A 17,641-nucleotide genomic window follows, 5' to 3' on the forward strand; every position below is an offset into this window, starting at 1 on the left:
ACGGATAGAAGTGTTAGGTCCGACAAGACTTACCCCGAGTAAATACCAAGTCATTCTGTTGATGGCGGGAATAATGAGACAGAAGACACTCTCGGGCATTGGCCGTGTAGCCACGGCGGAGGGGCGTCTGTGGCAGACTGTCCAGGCTCGGGAAGTCAGCCTGCCACAGCAGTCGCTTACTGGTAGTAAGCGTTTTCGGTGTTGGTGTGGTCTGTTACGTCACGTACGGCGGTAATTTCCGGCACGCGCTCTTTCAGGGTTTTCTCGACACCCTGCTTGAGAGTCAGACTCACCGCTGAACAACCCTGGCAGCCACCACCAAAACGCAGCACGGCCACAGACTCTTCAACAATCTCGACCAGCGATACATCGCCACCGTGAGCCGCCAGGTTGGGGTTGATCTCGGAGGCCAGTACGTAGTTCACCCGGTCCGGCAGCGGTGCATCGTCAGATACCTGGGGTACCTTGGCGTTCGGCGCCTTGATGGTCAGTTGGCCGCCCATCTGATCCTTGGAATAATCCACGTAGGCTTCTTCCAGGAAGGGTACCGAGTTGTGATCCAGGTACAGCGTAAACTTCTGCAGGTCTACCGTTTCGTCGGTGGGGACGATTTCGTTCGGCGGACAGTAGGCCAGGCAGGTTTCTGCGTTACGAGTGCCGGGCTGGGTCACAAAGATACGAACCCCCATGCCTTCCACGTCCTGCTTTTCGATCAGTTGTGCAAGATAGTCCCTTGCAGAATCAGTAACAGTTACCAGAGCCATGCTTCCTACCTGTTTTCAAATGTGACCATCATTTTAGGAGAGTTCGCAGGAACTTAAAAGACCAAGTAAAATAGTCGGGCATTAATCGGGCTAATGAGTTTCCCTTATGACCCGGCTAACCGCCGCACACGGCAAGGCACTTGATAATGATCATCCGTACTAAGACGAACTGCTCGCTTTTTGCTATGATCCCGCGCCATTAACCGTATTAGACGTTATTCACGACATCCGGAAGATTTCCCTATGACCGATCGCAACACCCGTCTGGACCAGCTTAAAAAGGCACTCAAGGAACGCATCATTGTTCTTGATGGCGCCATGGGCACCATGATCCAGAACCAGAAACTGGATGAAGCCGCGTTCCGTGGCGACCGGTTCAAAGACTACGATCGGGAAGTCCAGGGCAACAACGACCTGCTGAACCTTACCCAGCCTGCCCTGCTGCGCAATATCCACGCAGAATACCTGGATGCCGGCGCCGATATTATCGAAACCAACACCTTCAACTCTACCCGCCTGTCCCAGGCCGACTACGGCATGGAAGAGCTAGCCCGGGAGCTGAACGTGGCTTCGGCCAGGCTGGCCCGGGAAATCGCTGATGAATACACCGCGAAGAATCCCGACAAGCCCCGCTTTGTGGCCGGTGCCGTAGGCCCCACCTCCCGCACCGCGTCGCTGTCTCCGGATGTGAACAACCCGGGGTACCGCAACGTCGATTTCCAGACTCTGGTGGATAATTATTACGAGGCGGTGTCAGGCCTGGTGGAAGGCGGCTCTGACCTCATCCTGATTGAAACCATTTTCGACACCCTGAACGCCAAGGCAGCCATCTACGCTACCCAGCAGTTCTTCGAAGATTCCGGCATTGAACTGCCGATCATGATCTCCGGCACCATTACCGATGCTTCCGGCCGAACCCTGTCCGGCCAGACTACCGAGGCGTTCTACAATTCCGTGGCCCACGCCAAGCCGATTTCCATCGGCCTGAACTGCGCTCTGGGTGCGGATGCCCTGCGCCCCTATGTGGAAGAACTGTCCAACAAAGCGGAAACCTATGTCTCCGCCCACCCCAACGCCGGCCTGCCCAACGAATTCGGTGAGTACGACCAGACTCCGGAAGAAATGGCCGAGATCATCGAAGGCTTCGCCAGAGACGGCTTCCTGAACATTATCGGCGGTTGCTGTGGTTCCCGCCCGGAACACATTGAAGCCATTGCCAACGCGGTCTCGAAATATCCGCCCCGGCAGATTCCGGAGCGCCCGAAGGCCCTGCGCCTGGCCGGCCTTGAGCCCTTTACCGGCGACGAAAACACCCTGTTTATCAACGTGGGTGAACGAACCAACGTGACCGGCTCCAAGCGTTTCCTGCGCCTGATCAAGGAAGAGCAGTACGAAGAGGCCCTCAGCGTTGCCCGGGACCAGGTAGAAAACGGCGCCCAGATTATCGATATCAACATGGACGAGGGCATGCTGGACTCGAAGGAGGTAATGGTTACCTTCCTGAACCTGGTTGCCTCCGAGCCGGACATTTCCCGCGTGCCGATCATGATCGACTCCTCCAAGTGGGAAGTGATCGAAGCCGGCCTGCGCTGCATCCAGGGCAAGGCGGTAGTGAACTCCATCAGCCTTAAAGAAGGCGAAGAGGCGTTCATCAAGCGGGCAAAAGACTGCATGCGTTACGGCGCCGCCGTGGTGGTGATGGCCTTTGACGAAGACGGCCAGGCCGACACCTACGAGCGCAAGACCGAGATCTGCAAGCGCTCCTACGATGTGCTGACCAGCATCGGCTTCAACCCGGGCGACATTATCTTCGACCCGAACATCTTTGCCATCGCTACCGGTATCGAGGAACACAACAACTACGCGGTGGACTTCATCAACGCCACCCGCTGGATTAAAGAGAACCTGCCCCACGCATCCATTTCCGGCGGCGTGAGCAACGTGTCCTTCTCGTTCCGCGGCAACGATGCCGTGCGTGAAGCCATCCACTCGGTGTTCCTGTACCACGCCATCAAGGCCGGCATGAACATGGGTATCGTAAACCCGGGCCAACTGGTGATTTACGATGAAATCGAGCCGGATCTGAAAGAACTGGTGGAAGACGTGGTACTGAACCGCCGCGAAGATTCCACCGACCGCCTGCTGGAAGCGGCCGAGAAGTTCAAGAGCAAGGGCGGTCAGACGAAAGAAGAAGACCTGGCCTGGCGCGAATGGCCGGTCGAGAAGCGTCTTGAGCATGCCCTGGTTAAAGGCATCACCAACTTCATCATCGAAGACACTGAAGCCTGCCGCCTGAACGCCAGCCACCCCATCGAGGTGATCGAAGGCCCACTGATGGACGGCATGAACGTGGTCGGTGACCTGTTTGGCGATGGCAAGATGTTCCTGCCCCAGGTGGTGAAAAGTGCCCGGGTAATGAAGCAGGCGGTCGCCCACCTGATTCCGTACATTGAGGCTGAGAAATCTGAAGACCAGCAAGCCAAGGGCAAGATCCTGATGGCCACGGTGAAAGGCGATGTGCACGACATCGGCAAGAACATCGTGGGCGTGGTGTTGCAGTGCAATAACTACGAAGTGATCGACATGGGCGTGATGGTGCCCTGCGAGAAGATCCTTGAGACGGCGAAGAAGGAAAACGTGGACATCATCGGCCTGAGCGGCCTGATTACACCGTCGCTGGACGAAATGGTGCACGTTGCCCGCGAAATGCAGCGACTGGACTTCAGGATTCCGCTGATGATCGGTGGCGCCACCACGTCCAAGGCCCACACCGCGGTCAAGATTGAGCCTCACTACAAGAACGACATTGCCCTGTACGTGTCTGATGCGTCCCGTTGCGTCAACGTGGCCTCCCAGCTGCTGAGCAAGACCGCCAAGCCGGCGTTCGTGGAAGCGGCCCGCACCGAATACGACGAGATCCGTGAGCGCCGCAAGAACCGTGGCGACCGAACCAAGCTGGTATCCCTGAAAGAAGCCCGCGCACGGGCACCGGAAATCGATTTCGAGAACTACCAGCCGCCTGAACCCGCGTTCACCGGTGTTCGGGCATTTGAAGACTATGACCTGAACGAGTTGGTGGAGTACATCGACTGGACGCCGTTTTTTGTCTCCTGGGACATCGCCGGCAAGTACCCGGCCATCTTCGACGACCCCAAGCGTGGCGAAGCCGCCCGCAACCTGTTTGATGATGCCCAGAAACTGCTCACGCAGATGATTGACGAAAAGCGCATCCGTGCCAGGGGTGTTATCGGCTTCTGGCCAGCCAATCGCCGGGGCGACGATATTGTGGTGTACACCGACGATACCCGCACCAAGGAACTCACCGTACTGCACCACCTGCGCCAGCAGGACGAGAAAGCCCCGGGCAAGCCAATGATGGCCCTGTCTGATTTCGTGGCACCGGAAAGCTCGCACCTGGGTGATTATGTGGGTGGCTTTGCGGTCACCACCGGCATTGGCGTGGACGAACTCACCACCGAGTTCAAGAATGCCCACGACGACTACAGCGCCATCATGGTTCAGGCCCTGGCGGACCGCCTGGCGGAAGCCTTTGCCGAGCGCATGCATGAGCGGGTGCGCAAGGAGTTCTGGGGCTATGCTAACGACGAGCAAATGGCCAATGACGACCTGATCAAGGAACGCTATCGCGGTATCCGCCCGGCACCGGGCTACCCCGCCTGCCCGGACCACACGGAAAAAGCCACCCTGTTCAAACTGCTGGATGCCACCGCCAACACCAGCCTCGAGCTAACGGAACATTTCGCCATGTTCCCGACCGCTGCGGTTTCCGGCTGGTATTTCGCGCACCCGGACTCCAAGTACTTTGCCGTGGGTAAAATTGGCGTGGACCAGGTTGAGGACTATGCTGAACGCAAGGGGCTGTCAAAAGCGGAAGCCGAACGCTGGCTGATGCCGAGCCTGGCCTATGATCCCGCAGAATAAATCAGGGCGGTAAACCATGACTGACGTCGCCAACAAAAACAAAAAGGACAACGAAGACCAAAAACCCGGTTCGCCGGGTGTTCTGAAAATCATGCAAAGTATCCTGGCCGGCGCCATCGGTGTGCAATCAGACCGCCGGCGGCAGGAAGACTTCTCAAGCCACAGCCCCGCCCCCTACATTATCGCGGGGCTGCTGTTTACGGCCGCCTTCGTAGGCGGCCTGATCCTTGTTGTGAACCTGGTACTGGCCGGGCAGTAAGCTATTGGCCGGCTACCCAGAACACGGCAAACGACACCGTTAACATCACCAGCAGAACGGCGGCTACGGCATCGGCCTTGCTGTCTGAACCTGCAGATTTGCTCATGGTTACCCTCACCTCTTGGTTTGTTGTTATTCCCGGTGGTTCCACCTTCAGTTAAGCAGTTAATTGATATTCGTCCAGCCTCGACAAACCTGGCTTATCGCCTGAATCGATAATGTTATGTTGAAATAATCATTTTGAGAATAAAAACACGGTGATATCCTGCCCATCAGGAATAAGGCGCTCCACTTCGCGCCCGAAAATGCAGACACTCAGATGTAGCAGGCAGGACGTTACCCTATGTACGTTTACGATGAACACGACAAGCAAATCGCAGCCGAGCGCGTGGCCCAGTTCCGGGACCAGACCGAACGCGCCCTGGCCGGTGAGCTTTCCGAAGAGGAATTCCTTCCCCTTCGCCTCCAGAACGGTCTCTATGTTCAGCGTCATGCCCCCATGCTCCGCATCTGCGTGCCCTACGGCATGCTGCGCTCTGAACAGTTGCGCCGGCTGGCCCGGATTACCCGGGATTACGACCGTGGCTACGCCCACGTAACCACCCGGACCAACATCCAGTTGAACTGGCCAAAACTGGAAGAGGTGCCGGATATCCTGGCCGAGTTGGCAGAGGTAGAGATGCACTCCAACCAGACCAGCGGCAATTGCATTCGTAACACCACCACAGACCAGTTCTCCGGCGTGCAGGCGGACGAAATTGCCGATCCGCGGCCCTACTGCGAAATCATCCGGCAGTGGTCTACCTTTCATCCGGAATTCGCCTTCCTGCCCCGCAAGTTCAAGATTGCAGTGAACGCTTCGGAGAAGACCGACAGGGCCGCCATCCAGATTCATGACATCGGCCTGCAACTGGTCCGGAATGAACAGGGTGAGCTGGGTTTCCGGGTACACGCCGGCGGCGGTCTCGGCCGCACCCCCATGGTTGGGCCCGTTATCCGGGAGTTCCTGCCGGAACTGGACCTGCTCACTTACCTCGAGGCCATCGTTCGGGTGTACAACCGCTATGGCCGCCGGGACAACAAGTTCAAGGCGCGTATCAAGATTCTGGTAAAAGCCCTGACACCGGCCGGGTTCGCCGAAAAGGTCGAGGCTGAGTGGGCACAGATCAAGGATTCCCCCACCCGTCTCACCCCTGACGCGATCACGAAGTTTCAGGGCTACTTTACCGAGCCGGACTATCAAACACTGGAAAACGCCAGCGACCTGCTGGGCAAGCAACGTTTTGAGAACCGGGAATTCGACAAGTGGCTGACCCACAACGTGGACGAGCACAAGAAGCCCGGTTACGCCATCGTCACCCTGACCCTCAAGAAAACCGGCACACCTCCGGGCGATGTAACAGACGCCCAGCTGGAAGACATTGCAGACCTGGCCGATGAATACAGCTTCGGCGAAGTTCGGGCCACCCATGAACAGAACATTGTCCTCGCCGATGTCCGCCAGGACCGACTGTTCGAGCTTTGGCAGCGCATTACCCCGATGGGCTTTGCCACCGCCAACCTGCACACCCTGAACGACATCATCTGCTGCCCGGGTGGCGACTTCTGCGCCCTGGCCAATGCCAAGTCGATCCCCATCGCGGAAGCCATTCAGCGCCGCTTTGACAACCTGGATTTCCTGTACGACCTGGGCCCGATCGACCTGAACATCTCCGGCTGCATGAATGCCTGCGGCCATCACCATGTCGGCAATATCGGCATCCTGGGTGTCGACAAGAAGGGCGAAGAGTTCTATCAGGTAAGCCTTGGTGGTGCTTCCCATCACGACGCCGCCATCGGCAAGATCCTTGGGCCATCATTTGCCCGGGAAGAAATGCCCGATGTGGTTGCGAAGATTATTGACGTGTTTGTTGAGAAACGCACAGAAGAAGAGACTTTCCTGGATACCTATCGCCGGGTTGGTCTGGATCCTTTCAAGGAGCGGGTTTATGCCTGATGTCATTGCCGTTGACGGCACCCTTCGTAACGACAACTGGGCCGTGGTTGCCCGCCCGGAAGCCGGCGAATCGCTGGCCATTCCAGAGGGCCAGCCGGCACTGATCCCGGTGGATCTCTGGCTGGCCGGCGCTGAACACTATGCCGGGCGGAAAGATATCGGCGTATGGTTCGACAGCCATCACGAACCAGAACTGTTGGCCGACAAAGCCAACCAGCTGCCGGTAATAGCCGTTAACTTCCCACGCTTCGTGGATGGACGGGGCTACAGCATTGGCCGCTTGCTGCGGGAAAGGTACGGATACAGCGGCGAGCTGCGGGCCATAGGTGACGTACTGCTGGATCAGCTCCAGTTTATGAAACGCTGCGGCTTCGATGCCTTTGTGCTTCGGGCTGACAAAGACGCCACCAAGGCAGCCCGCTGCCTGAACTTCTTCTCCCAGACCTACCAGGCGGCAGCCGACACCGACGTGCCGCTGTTTCGCCGCCGGGCTTCCTGAGGAAGCCCGTTACTGGATCTTCTGGTTACGGAACGCGCTCAGCACTTTCCAGACGGTGTGCTCGAGCGCGGCACTGGTGGCCAGCCCCAGCTTCTCCGGCAGCGTCCGCTTGCGCTGGAAGGAGACCAACACCACATCGCCCCGGTCGCAGGCCTCGATCAGGTATTCATCCGAGGTTTTGATCTCGTCAATCAGCTTGACCTCCAGCGCCCGCTTGCCAAACCAGATATCGCCATTCGCCACCGCCTGGATATCCAGGTCAGGACGGCGCTCACTGACATATTCCTTGAACAGGCCGTGAGTGTCTTCAAGGTCTTCCAGGAACTTCTGGCGGCCTTTGTCGGTGTTTTCACCAAACACGGTCAGGGTGCGTTTATGCTCACCAGCTGTCAGCACTTCGAAGTCCACGTCGTTCTTTTTCAGGAACCGGTGGAAGTTGGGCAGCTGTGCCACCACGCCTATAGAGCCAAGCACTGCAAAAGGAGAGGCGATGATTTTGTCGGCAACGCAGGCCATCATGTAGCCGCCACTGGCGGCCACCTTGTCGACACAGGCCGTCAGCGGAACCCCCTTGCTGCGGATGCGGTCCAGCTGTGCGGCAGCCAGGCCGTAGGCGTGTACCAGGCCGCCACCACTTTCAAGGCGCACCACTACTTCATCGGTTTTCGGGTCTGCCACACTGAGCACCGCAGACACCGAACGGCGCAGGGTGTCGGTGTCGCTGGCCTTGATGTCACCATCAAAGTCGATCACATAGATCCGTGGCTTGCCGGGCTGCTCACCCTCACCTTCCTTACTGCTGCTTTTTGCGGCTTTTTTCTCGGCTTTGTCTTCTTTCTTTTTCTTCTTCGTCCAGCTTTTGTATTCCGCATCGGACATCAGGCGGGTCTGGATAGACTCTTTCAACTTGCGGTACTGATCGTTCAGCTTGCGGATTTTCAGCTCACCTTCACCTTCGTGGTCATCGCGATCACGATGGGCAGCTGAAAAGATAATAGAGGCAAGAATGATGGCCGCCACAACGAAGGTGGCAACCTTGGCAAGGAACAGGCCGTATTCGGTGAGAAATTCCAAAATGCAGTCTCCGGAAGTGTTTCGCAAAGCCAAGAGTGTACCCGCTCGGGCCAAGTGTGATAAGCCCGAAAGAAAATTAAAACAAGCGTTCGATCAAGCTTGACACACACTCTCTGTGCCCATAAAGTCGAATTGCGAAGTCACCATGACAAGACAACCACCAAAAAGGGTAAAACAATGTCTGTAGCTCAGGTATTTGAAAAGCTGGAACAGAACTTCAACGCAGACGCGGCACAGGGCCTGGACCTGGTCTTCCAATTCGATATCGAAGACGACAAGACCTACAACCTGGAAATCAACGACGGTACCTGCAAGATGAACGAAGGTGCCCACGATGATCCTTCCGTTACCCTGATCATGAACTCTGAAACCCTTCAGGGCATTGTTTCCGGCGAAACTGACGGCATGCAAGCATTCATGGCTGGTCAGCTGCGCGCCGAAGGCGACATGATGCTGGCTACCAAGCTGGGTGAACTGTTCAACATGGGTTAATCCCCTGTCGAACGTTCCACAAAAAAACCTGCGCAAGTCGCAGGTTTTTTTGTGGCTGGACAAAAGCCCGAAAAGCGGGCCGGCTGTTACAGCCCTACGTCATCCAGTGATGATTCCGCCAGCTTCAGAAGATCGGTGTTGCGATCTTCACGGCGGCCGATGCTCTCAATGTAGTATTCCAGCGAGGTCAGTGCATCCGCCAGGGCTTCCAGTACCTGGGAAACCGGTGCTTCGCGGGCATCCAGCAAACGCTCCTGGATAGAAGCGGCAACGCGCGCGATCACATCTGCGGCCTGCGGATCGTTGACCATCACCAGGCCACCCCAGATACTTCGCAATGTTCCGGGCAGGTTTGCCAGGTGCAGCTTGTCGTAGTCAGATTCAATAAACGCGGTAATTGCCCGCTTGGCCAGGGTCAGTGCACTTCGGGCTTCGTCTGCTACCACCCAGACCGCTTCCTGCAGGTAAATCGACTCTCCTGCTTTACGCTCACTGGTGGCCAGGGCGTCGGTTTCAGAGGTAATACCACGGGACACAATCTGCATCACCGCGTCTTCAACACCCAGCACCGAATCGGCCAGGCGATACAATTCATCTTCCTCAGGCAAGCGATCCTCTTGCTGCCACTGGCGAAGCTTGCCAGCTTCTTCACGGGCAACGCCGGCCAGACGGTTCAGGTCGAGCATCACCAGGGTATTGGCCAGGCGTTCGAGAGACTCGGCAATGGAAACCAGTTCAGCGAGGTCCGGCTCGATACCCCGTTCGATAATATCCAGTTTGTCCTTGAGCTGGTTCAGCTCTTCCTGCAGAGCTTCCGACAGGGATTTCAGGACATCGGAACCCGGCCCGTACAGGCGGCGGGAATGGGCTTCCAGCAGGGCATCCGGGAAGTCAGACGGTGCTACCTGCCAGGCTGACAAGACTTCGGCGACTTCCGGGTTGCCGGAACCACTGCGGTACAGCAGGTAGACCAGGTCACGAATCAGGGAGTCAGGGGCGTCTTTTGCGGTAGCAACCTTGCCCACATACACCACTTCTCGGGCGTATTTCTCAATACGCATCAGCAGCCGCTTGCGGGCTTTATTGAACACCATCGCCCGGTCGAGCATGGTGTCCGCCACAGTGGCCAGCAAACACCACATCTGCCCCATGGGTGCGCCCTGGCATAACCTTGCAAAGCCCCGGGCCGAGCGGGCGATCAGTTTTTTGCTGACCACTTCGTTCCTGTCCCGGAGAACACCCAGCAACGCCACCTGGAAGGTCAGGCGCATGCGCCGGGCAAGGATTTCGTATTCCGCTTCGCCACCTTCCAGCGGCTGAATCGCCTTGCCCTTGCAGAAATCCGGACGCTCCCTGACCTCCAGGTCAAAAAAGCAGGATTCGGGATAAGGTTTTTCGCGGCGGGCTTCGCGCAGATCGTTTATCACCGGCAGCAACAGTTCGGGATGGTCTTCCCGCTGCTGGTGGTAATACTCCACATAGCGGCGAAGGATAAACAGCGCACCGCTGAGAGTGGTCAGGAGAATGTTTTTGTCGTCGTTGGCGCCAACAGGTACATCGTTGGCCAGGCTGACGGCTTCCTGGCAAAGCAGGGTGCCACCGCGCAGCTCCACCAACAGGAAAATGCCGCGAAGCTGGTTCAGGTAATCGACACAGTTTTGCAGGTCTTCCCCGCTCTCGCGGTTTTCCTGGAAACGTTCAAGGCTGGCCTCGGCCTGCTTGATGGTCTGTTCGATTTCGCTTTTGACCAGATCAAACGACTGCGATTTCGTCGCCAGAGACGATTGAACCATAAACGTTTCCTGCTTCCTTACAAAGAATAATCAGTTACCAAAAAACTGGCGAACTTCCCATTACTTATAACACAGAATTCAAGTACCTCAAGAAAGCCGGAATGTAACATTTGGTACACCCTGACCCAGTTCTCATTCTGCTCCCTGTAACTTGCTCCAAACCGTTCCGCCGGCCTGTTTTTCCATCATCGCCATGAACGCATCATGGGCTTCGGCTTCTTCATCACTGGCGCGTACAACGGCCAGCGGCTGGCGCTCTGAACTGATCCTGCGCAGGCCTCCGGCGCTACCATCATCACCGGCGCCGCTGTCCAGTGACAGCGCGGTCTGGCCGCCGGTCATCAGCAGATAGACATCGGCCAGGATCTCGGCATCCAGCAAAGCGCCGTGCAGGTCACGGTTGCTGTTATCTACGCCGTAACGCTTACAGAGCGCGTCCAGGTTGTTCTTCTGGCCCGGATGCTTGGCCCGGGCGATAGCCAGGGTATCGACAACACCGCAGTGGTCCGCCGTTTTGCGGACAGGCTTCAGGCGTGCAAACTCGGAATCCATGAAGCCGACGTCGAACGCCGCGTTATGGATAACCAGCTCGGCGCCCTTGATGAATTCGAAGAACTCGTCGGCAATCTCCGCAAATTTCGGTTTGTCTTTCAGAAATTCGTTGGTAATGCCGTGAACGGTTATGGCTTCGGCCTCTACTTCCCGTTCCGGATTGATGTAAACGTGGTAGTTCCTGCCCGTCAGCTGCCGCTCGACCACCTCAACACAACCAATCTCGATAATCCGGTGGCCATCGTTGGGATCAATACCCGTTGTTTCGGTATCCAGTACGATCTGTCTCATTGCTTACCTTCAGAAATACCCATCAGACTTTAGAAAATGCCGGTTCAGCTGCCGGACAACTCAGCCACGCCACGATTCGCCAGCTCATCCGCCAGCTCGTTATCCGGGTGGCCGGAATGCCCTTTGACCCAGTGCCAGCTTACTTTGTGCCGGGCGGCTTCAGCATCAAGCTCCTGCCAGAGGTCGGCGTTTTTAACCGGTTTTTTGGCCGAGTTTTTCCAGCCGTTACGCTTCCAGCCGGCCATCCATTCGGTGATGCCTTTACGGACGTATTGGGAATCGGTGTACAGTTCCACCTCACACTCCCGCTTCAACGCCCTCAAGCCCTGAATGGCGGCCATGAGTTCCATACGGTTATTGGTGGTTTGCGCCTCTCCGCCGTGCATGGTTTTGCAGGCATCGCCATAACGCAACAATACACCCCACCCGCCGGGGCCCGGGTTACCTTTACAGGCACCATCGGTATACATCACTACCTTGCCGGCCATTCACACTCCTGAACTGTTTTGCTGTTTCTTTACCGTGCCGGTGCTGGCGCAGGTTCCGTGGGAACCCACAGCCCCGGGTAACGACACGACCCGGGTTTTACGCCACGGCACCCGCCGCTGCAACCGGGCATAGACACGTTTGCGGGCAAGGATACAGTAATAGGCCCCGACTGGCAGGAAATGTCCGTGACAATCCAGGTCTTTGCTTTGCCGGCTTATATAGTTGCCCTTTCTTTGTAGCGGAAGGGTACAGAAAAACGTGGCGCTGCCCTCCAGCTGAAACCCCAGCAGCCTGAGCCAGTCTTCCATCCTCGCCCTGAGCAGAAAACGACCGCCCCATGGGCCGAGCTGATTCCGCGAAACAAGCTTGCGCGCACCCCAGAGACTGAGCGGGTTAAATCCAATCAAAGCCAGGTGCCCTTCTCCCCGCAACACCCGGGCCGATTCCCGGAGCACCTGGTGTGGATCCGGTGAAAAGTCGGCAGTGTGGTGCAGGATGACCAGGTCCATCGAATCCCCGGGAAACGGCAACTCATCCGCATCGCAAACCGCTACGCCGTCCGGCATATGGGGATACCAGGCTGGCGTGGTGATGATTTTCTGGGAGAAGTCGGTACCGCTGGCCAGGGGCAATCGATGGCTCAGCCCCACCTGCAATTGCCGGGCGCCGGTTAATCCATCCAGGTGATGGTCAAGGACACGCCGCTGGCTGGCCAGCAGGGCGCGGCCAAGCGGGGTCTGTATCCAGCGCTCGAAACTTTCGTGGCGTGCGGAATAATCAACAGGCTGCAAACCTTTCACCAGGATTTCTCCAACATCAGCGCCCCTGTTCCGGGCCGGATTCACGGGCGCGCTTCTTGGGATGACAGCACGGTTGCATTATCATAACAGGCACATTCATCGAGCACATGGGGTCACCATGTTCAGTATTCACCCGATTCCGGCGTTTTCAGACAACTATATCTGGTGCCTGGCAGACCAGGACACCGGCAAGGCACTGATTGTAGACCCGGGGCAGGCGCAGCCGGTGATGGACTACCTCGCCGCCAACAACCTGGTTGCAGACACCATCCTGGTTACTCACCATCACCCGGACCACGTCGGCGGCATCAAAGACCTGCAGCAAGCATGGCCAGACGTGCGCGTGGTCGGGCCGTCGGAATCCCCGTTCAAGGGCAGCAATCACCCGGTTCACCCCGGTGACGAAGTTGTCTGGCAGGGGCTGACCTTTGACGTGCTGGCCGTGCCGGGCCACACCCTCGACCACCTGGCTTATTTCAGCCCCACACAGGTCGATGGCAAGCCGGTACTGTTTTGTGGCGACACCTTGTTTGTTGGCGGTTGTGGTCGCTTGTTCGAAGGCACGACGGAGCAAATGCACCAGTCCCTGAGTACCCTCCGGGATCTGCCCGGCGATACAGCCGTGTATTGCGCCCATGAATACACCCTGGCCAACCTGCGGTTTGCCCGCAGCTGGTTGCCCGACGACCAGGCCCTGGCGGATTTCGAGCAACAGTGCCAGGCACGCCGTGACCAGGGCCTGCCCACCGTGCCCTCAACCATCGCCGCCGAGAAATCGCTGAACCTGTTCCTGCGCTGGGACGACCCGGCAGTGGCAGAAGCCGCCTATCGGTACTGTGCCGAGCAGGGTTTGCCCTCCGGCTCGGATAGCGAAATTTTTGCAGCTGTCCGGCACGGAAAGGATCATTTCTGATCCTTTCCGGCGCTGCCGGTTAACAGTTCTTGTCACAGCTGTAACACGGCAATTCTTGACCGCCGTGAAAGGGCTTTCTTAGAATCCCAACCTGCTATCGACCGTAACCAGTCATTTCTGCCGGCCCTTTATACATGACGCTGCCGGCGCTACTCGGAACTCTTTTATGCCGGTCAAACGACTCTCATATGTGTTACTCGCTTCCTCGCTGCTTTCTGCCTGCAGCAGTACCCAGATCATGGAGAACTGGAACTCCCCATCAGCCTGGTTCGGATCGGACACTGACCAGCAAGGCAACCCGGTGGATTCCGAGAAGGTAGTAGTAGCCCGGGGAGACGAAGACCTGAAAGCCTCGGTGGCTGCCGGCAATGGCGATGAAGCCACGGATGCCCCGCTGGATGACGCCATATCCCCGGAACTGCGCGCCAAGGCGAAGGATGCCCGGCAAAAACTGGACGATCCGAAAACCCGGGCAGATGCCAGTGCCGACAGCCAGGACCTTTGGGACCGGATGCGTTCAGGTTTCGCCATGGACCACTCTGTCGACAACGCCAGGGTCAAGTCACAACTCGACTGGTACGCCCGCCACCCAAGCTACATCAAGCGGGTTGTCGAACGGGGCTCCCGTTACCTGCACCATATTGTGGAAGAAACCGAGGCACGGGGTTTGCCGACAGAAATGGCCCTGCTGCCGATTGTCGAAAGTGCGTTCGACCCGTTTGCCTACTCCCATGGCCGGGCAGCCGGCCTCTGGCAGTTCATTCCTTCTACCGGCAAATACTTCGGCCTGACCCAAAGCTGGTGGCACGATGACCGCCGAGATGTGCTGGAAGCAACCGACGCAGCCCTGACCTACCTGGACCGTCTGGCGAAGCGGTTTGACGGTGACTATACCCTCGCCCTGGCCGCCTATAATGCCGGCGGCGGCACCGTATCCAGCGCCATGCGGCGTAACCGGAATGCCGGAAAACCGACGGATTTCTGGTCTCTGTCACTGCCCAAGGAAACCAGACACTATGTGCCCAAGCTGATTGCACTGGCCAAGATCTTCGACAACCCCGAAGCCTATGGCATCGAGTTGCCAGCACTGGACGACGAGCCCTACTTCGAAGTGGTGGATACCGGCTCACAGCTGGACCTGGCCCAGGCTGCCGAGCTGGCCGGGGTGGATATTGATGAAATCTACCTGCTGAACCCGTCTTACAATCGCTGGGCCACCAATCCGGAAGGCCCGCACCGTCTCCTGGTTCCGAAACAGAATGCCGGAGAGTTCCGCCAGGCCCTGGCGAATTTCCCGAAAGAACAGCGTGTATCCTGGCAGAACTACAAGGTCCGCAAGGGCGACAACCTGAACAGCATCGCCCGCAAATTCGGCACGACTACGTCTGTGGTGCGCCAGGTGAACAAACTGGATTCCGACCTGATCCGCATCGGCCAGAGCCTTCTGATTCCATCCTCATCCCGCGGCGCTGATGCCTATGCCCTTAGCCAGTCCCAGCGCCTGCAGCGCACTCAGTCACGCAAGCGGGATGGCAACAAGGTTTCCTATACCGTGCGTTCCGGCGACACCTTCTGGGACATCGCCCGCGAACACCGGGTATCGGTGCGTGAAGTGGCCGCCTGGAACGGTATGGCTCCCGGCGACCCGCTGATTCCCGGCAAGAAGCTGGTTATCTGGTCCAAGAATGCACAACCCACCGTTGCCTCCAACAACTCTGCCCGCAGCAAGGCAATGGTTCGCAAGGTGGGCTACCGGGTCCGCAGTGGCGACTCACTGTCTGCCATTGCCAACCGTTTCTCGGTGAATGTGCGGGACATCGCATCATGGAACGATCTTAATACCAAGCGTTATCTGCAACCCGGACAAAGTCTGGTACTCTACGTTGACATAAGAAACAGCCCTTAACGTGCGAGAACCATGATAAAAACACGGAAAGCCGCCTTTTCACTGACCAGTATTTTCACCTCCCTGGCCCTGATGGCCACCGCAGCAACCACCGTTGCGGAAACCCCGGCGGCTTCGAATCCCGCTCCCGTGCACGGCATTGCCATGCACGGCGAGCTGAAGTATCCGGAAAATTTCAGCCACTTTGACTACGTAAATCCGGACGCTCCGAAGGGCGGCACCCTGCGTATGTCTGTGGTGGCCAACGGCTTCGACAGTTTCAACCCGTTTGTTATCCGGGGTGTTGCGGCAGCTGGCGTCAGTACCTACGTTTACGACACCCTCCTGGAATCCTCTGCCGACGAACCGTTTTCCGAATACGGACTGATCGCCGGGAGCGTTGAAGTACCGGAAGATCGCAGCTACGTGATTTTCAACCTCCGGGAGCAGGCCCGCTTCCAGGACGGTGAGCCCATTACCGCCGAAGACGTTGAATTCTCGTACCGGATACTCACCACCGAAGGCCACCCGTTTTACCGCAACTACTATGCGGACGTGAGCAAGGTCACGGTCGAAAACAGCCATCGTATCCGCTTTGATTTCGGCGCCACCGAAAACCGTGAGCTGCCCCTGATCCTCGGGCAGATGCCTGTGATGCCGGCCCACTACTGGGTCGACCGCAAGTTCGAAGGTAACGGCCTGGATGTCCCGGTTGGCAGCGGCCCTTACCGCATCGACAGCTACGAGGCCGGGCGCTCGGTAACCTATGAGCGGGTCGACGACTATTGGGCGGAAGGCCTGAGCATCCGCAAGGGCCGCTTCAATTTTGATCGCATCAAGTACGAGTACTACAACGACGACACCGTGGCCCTGGAATCCTTCAAGGCCGGCAACTTCGATTTGCGGGTGGAGACCTCCGCCAAGAACTGGGCCACTGCCTACACCGGGCGCGGCTTCGACAACGGCGAAATCACCAAGGAAGCGGTTGAACACCACCGCCCCAGCGGCATGCAGGGCTTTGTCTTCAACACTCGCAAAGCGGTGTTCAAAGACCCGAAGGTACGCAGGGCCCTGGCCTATGCCTTTGACTTTGAATGGGCCAACCGCAACCTGTTCTTCGATCAGTACACCCGCACCGACAGCTATTTCGAGAACAGCGACCTGGCCTCTTCCGGCCTGCCCTCCGGCCGCGAGCTGGAGATTCTCGAGACGTTCCGGGATCAGTTGAACCCGGCTGTTTTCACCGAGACCTACACGCCTCCAACGACCGGTGACGGCACTTCCATGCGGGATAACCTGCGCACGGCCATGCAACTGCTGCAGCAAGCCGGCTACAGCGTCCGCGACGGCAAGATGGTGCACGCGGAAACCGGCAAGCCACTGGCTTTTGAGGTACTGCTGTTCCAGAAAAGTTTCGAGCGCGTTGTCCTGCCCTTCCGGCAGAACCTTGAGCGCCTCGGGATTGACGTATCCGTGCGGCTGGTGGACAGCAACCAGTATGTTCAGCGGGTGCGGGATTTCGATTTCGACATGATCACCCAGGTATTGCCCCAGTCCGATTCTCCGGGCAATGAGCAGCGTGAATACTGGCACTCATCCAACGTGGATGTGTCCGGCTCCCGCAATTACATGGGTGTGAGTGACCCGGTGGTGGACCGCCTGGTGGAGATGGTCATCCAGGCACCGGACCGGGACGAACTGGTATACCGCGTCCGCGCCCTGGACAGGGTATTGTTGCACGGCCACTATGTGATCCCCCACTGGCACCTGACCAGGGACCGGGTTGCGTACTGGAACAAACTGCAGCGCCCGGAGGTCACACCGAAAAACGGTATCGACCTGAACAACTGGTGGGTCAAACCCTGATCCGCCGGTTTATTCCACAGCAGTAA

Annotated in this window: 14 protein-coding genes; 8 read left to right on the plus strand and 6 right to left on the minus strand. The window is 57.7% G+C overall.

Annotated features, from left to right (window positions below):
- Positions 1-176 precede the first annotated feature (176 nt).
- A complete protein-coding gene (gene nfuA / locus H3Z84_RS11540; protein WP_058340876.1) occupies positions 177-764 on the minus strand; it encodes a Fe-S biogenesis protein NfuA in 588 nt (195 codons plus the stop codon).
- Between the two features lie 243 nt (positions 765-1,007).
- Between nfuA and metH the strand changes: the two genes are divergently transcribed.
- From metH to H3Z84_RS11560, 4 genes are all read left to right on the plus strand, one after another.
- Positions 1,008-4,706, plus strand: coding sequence for a methionine synthase (metH, locus tag H3Z84_RS11545; protein WP_199457558.1), 3,699 nt, complete (start codon positions 1,008-1,010; stop codon positions 4,704-4,706).
- Positions 4,707-4,722: 16 nt separating this feature from the next.
- Entirely contained in the window at positions 4,723-4,965 is a 243-nt protein-coding gene (locus H3Z84_RS11550) for a DUF2970 domain-containing protein (protein ID WP_199457559.1), read from the plus strand.
- Positions 4,966-5,308: 343 nt separating this feature from the next.
- The gene (locus tag H3Z84_RS11555) at positions 5,309-6,961 is read left to right on the plus strand and encodes a nitrite/sulfite reductase (protein ID WP_058340873.1); all 1,653 of its coding nucleotides are present in this window, start codon (positions 5,309-5,311) and stop codon (positions 6,959-6,961) included.
- A complete protein-coding gene (locus tag H3Z84_RS11560; protein WP_058340872.1) occupies positions 6,954-7,460 on the plus strand; it encodes a DUF934 domain-containing protein in 507 nt (168 codons plus the stop codon). The genes H3Z84_RS11555 and H3Z84_RS11560 overlap by 8 nt, the downstream gene beginning before the upstream one ends.
- A gap of 9 nt (positions 7,461-7,469) precedes the next feature.
- On the opposite strand, the gene sohB is transcribed toward H3Z84_RS11560, so the two are convergent.
- Positions 7,470-8,534, minus strand: coding sequence for a protease SohB (gene sohB, locus H3Z84_RS11565; RefSeq protein ID WP_199457560.1), 1,065 nt, complete (start codon positions 8,532-8,534; stop codon positions 7,470-7,472).
- A gap of 177 nt (positions 8,535-8,711) precedes the next feature.
- Between sohB and H3Z84_RS11570 the strand changes: the two genes are divergently transcribed.
- On the plus strand, positions 8,712-9,026 hold the full coding sequence (locus tag H3Z84_RS11570; RefSeq protein ID WP_058340870.1) for an SCP2 sterol-binding domain-containing protein: 315 nt from the start codon (positions 8,712-8,714) through the stop codon (positions 9,024-9,026).
- An 86-nt stretch (positions 9,027-9,112) separates the two neighbouring features.
- Here the strand turns inward: H3Z84_RS11570 and H3Z84_RS11575 are convergent, their stop codons facing one another.
- The 4 genes from H3Z84_RS11575 to H3Z84_RS11590 all read right to left on the minus strand — a co-directional run bounded on the left by H3Z84_RS11575 (position 9,113) and on the right by H3Z84_RS11590 (position 12,951).
- On the minus strand, positions 9,113-10,819 hold the full coding sequence (locus H3Z84_RS11575) for a chemotaxis protein (RefSeq protein ID WP_199457561.1): 1,707 nt from the start codon (positions 10,817-10,819) through the stop codon (positions 9,113-9,115).
- Between the two features lie 132 nt (positions 10,820-10,951).
- Entirely contained in the window at positions 10,952-11,662 is a 711-nt protein-coding gene (dnaQ, locus tag H3Z84_RS11580) for a DNA polymerase III subunit epsilon (RefSeq protein ID WP_199457562.1), read from the minus strand.
- Between the two features lie 44 nt (positions 11,663-11,706).
- Entirely contained in the window at positions 11,707-12,150 is a 444-nt protein-coding gene (gene rnhA, locus H3Z84_RS11585; RefSeq protein ID WP_199457563.1) for a ribonuclease HI, read from the minus strand.
- Positions 12,151-12,951, minus strand: coding sequence for a class I SAM-dependent methyltransferase (locus H3Z84_RS11590; RefSeq protein WP_199457564.1), 801 nt, complete (start codon positions 12,949-12,951; stop codon positions 12,151-12,153).
- A gap of 118 nt (positions 12,952-13,069) precedes the next feature.
- On the opposite strand from H3Z84_RS11590, the gene gloB reads away from it, so the two are divergent.
- From gloB to H3Z84_RS11605, 3 genes are all read left to right on the plus strand, one after another.
- Positions 13,070-13,864 (plus strand): hydroxyacylglutathione hydrolase, encoded by a 795-nt coding sequence (gloB, locus tag H3Z84_RS11595; RefSeq protein WP_199457565.1) that lies wholly within the window; start codon positions 13,070-13,072, stop codon positions 13,862-13,864.
- Positions 13,865-14,030: 166 nt separating this feature from the next.
- The gene (locus H3Z84_RS11600; RefSeq protein WP_199457566.1) at positions 14,031-15,770 is read left to right on the plus strand and encodes a LysM peptidoglycan-binding domain-containing protein; all 1,740 of its coding nucleotides are present in this window, start codon (positions 14,031-14,033) and stop codon (positions 15,768-15,770) included.
- A 12-nt stretch (positions 15,771-15,782) separates the two neighbouring features.
- Positions 15,783-17,615 (plus strand): extracellular solute-binding protein, encoded by a 1,833-nt coding sequence (locus H3Z84_RS11605; protein ID WP_199457567.1) that lies wholly within the window; start codon positions 15,783-15,785, stop codon positions 17,613-17,615.
- Positions 17,616-17,641: the final 26 nt, after the last annotated feature.

The organism is Marinobacter sp. bablab_jr003, from assembly GCF_016464245.1.
In the GTDB taxonomy this organism is placed as follows: Bacteria; Pseudomonadota; Gammaproteobacteria; order Pseudomonadales; family Oleiphilaceae; genus Marinobacter; species Marinobacter vinifirmus.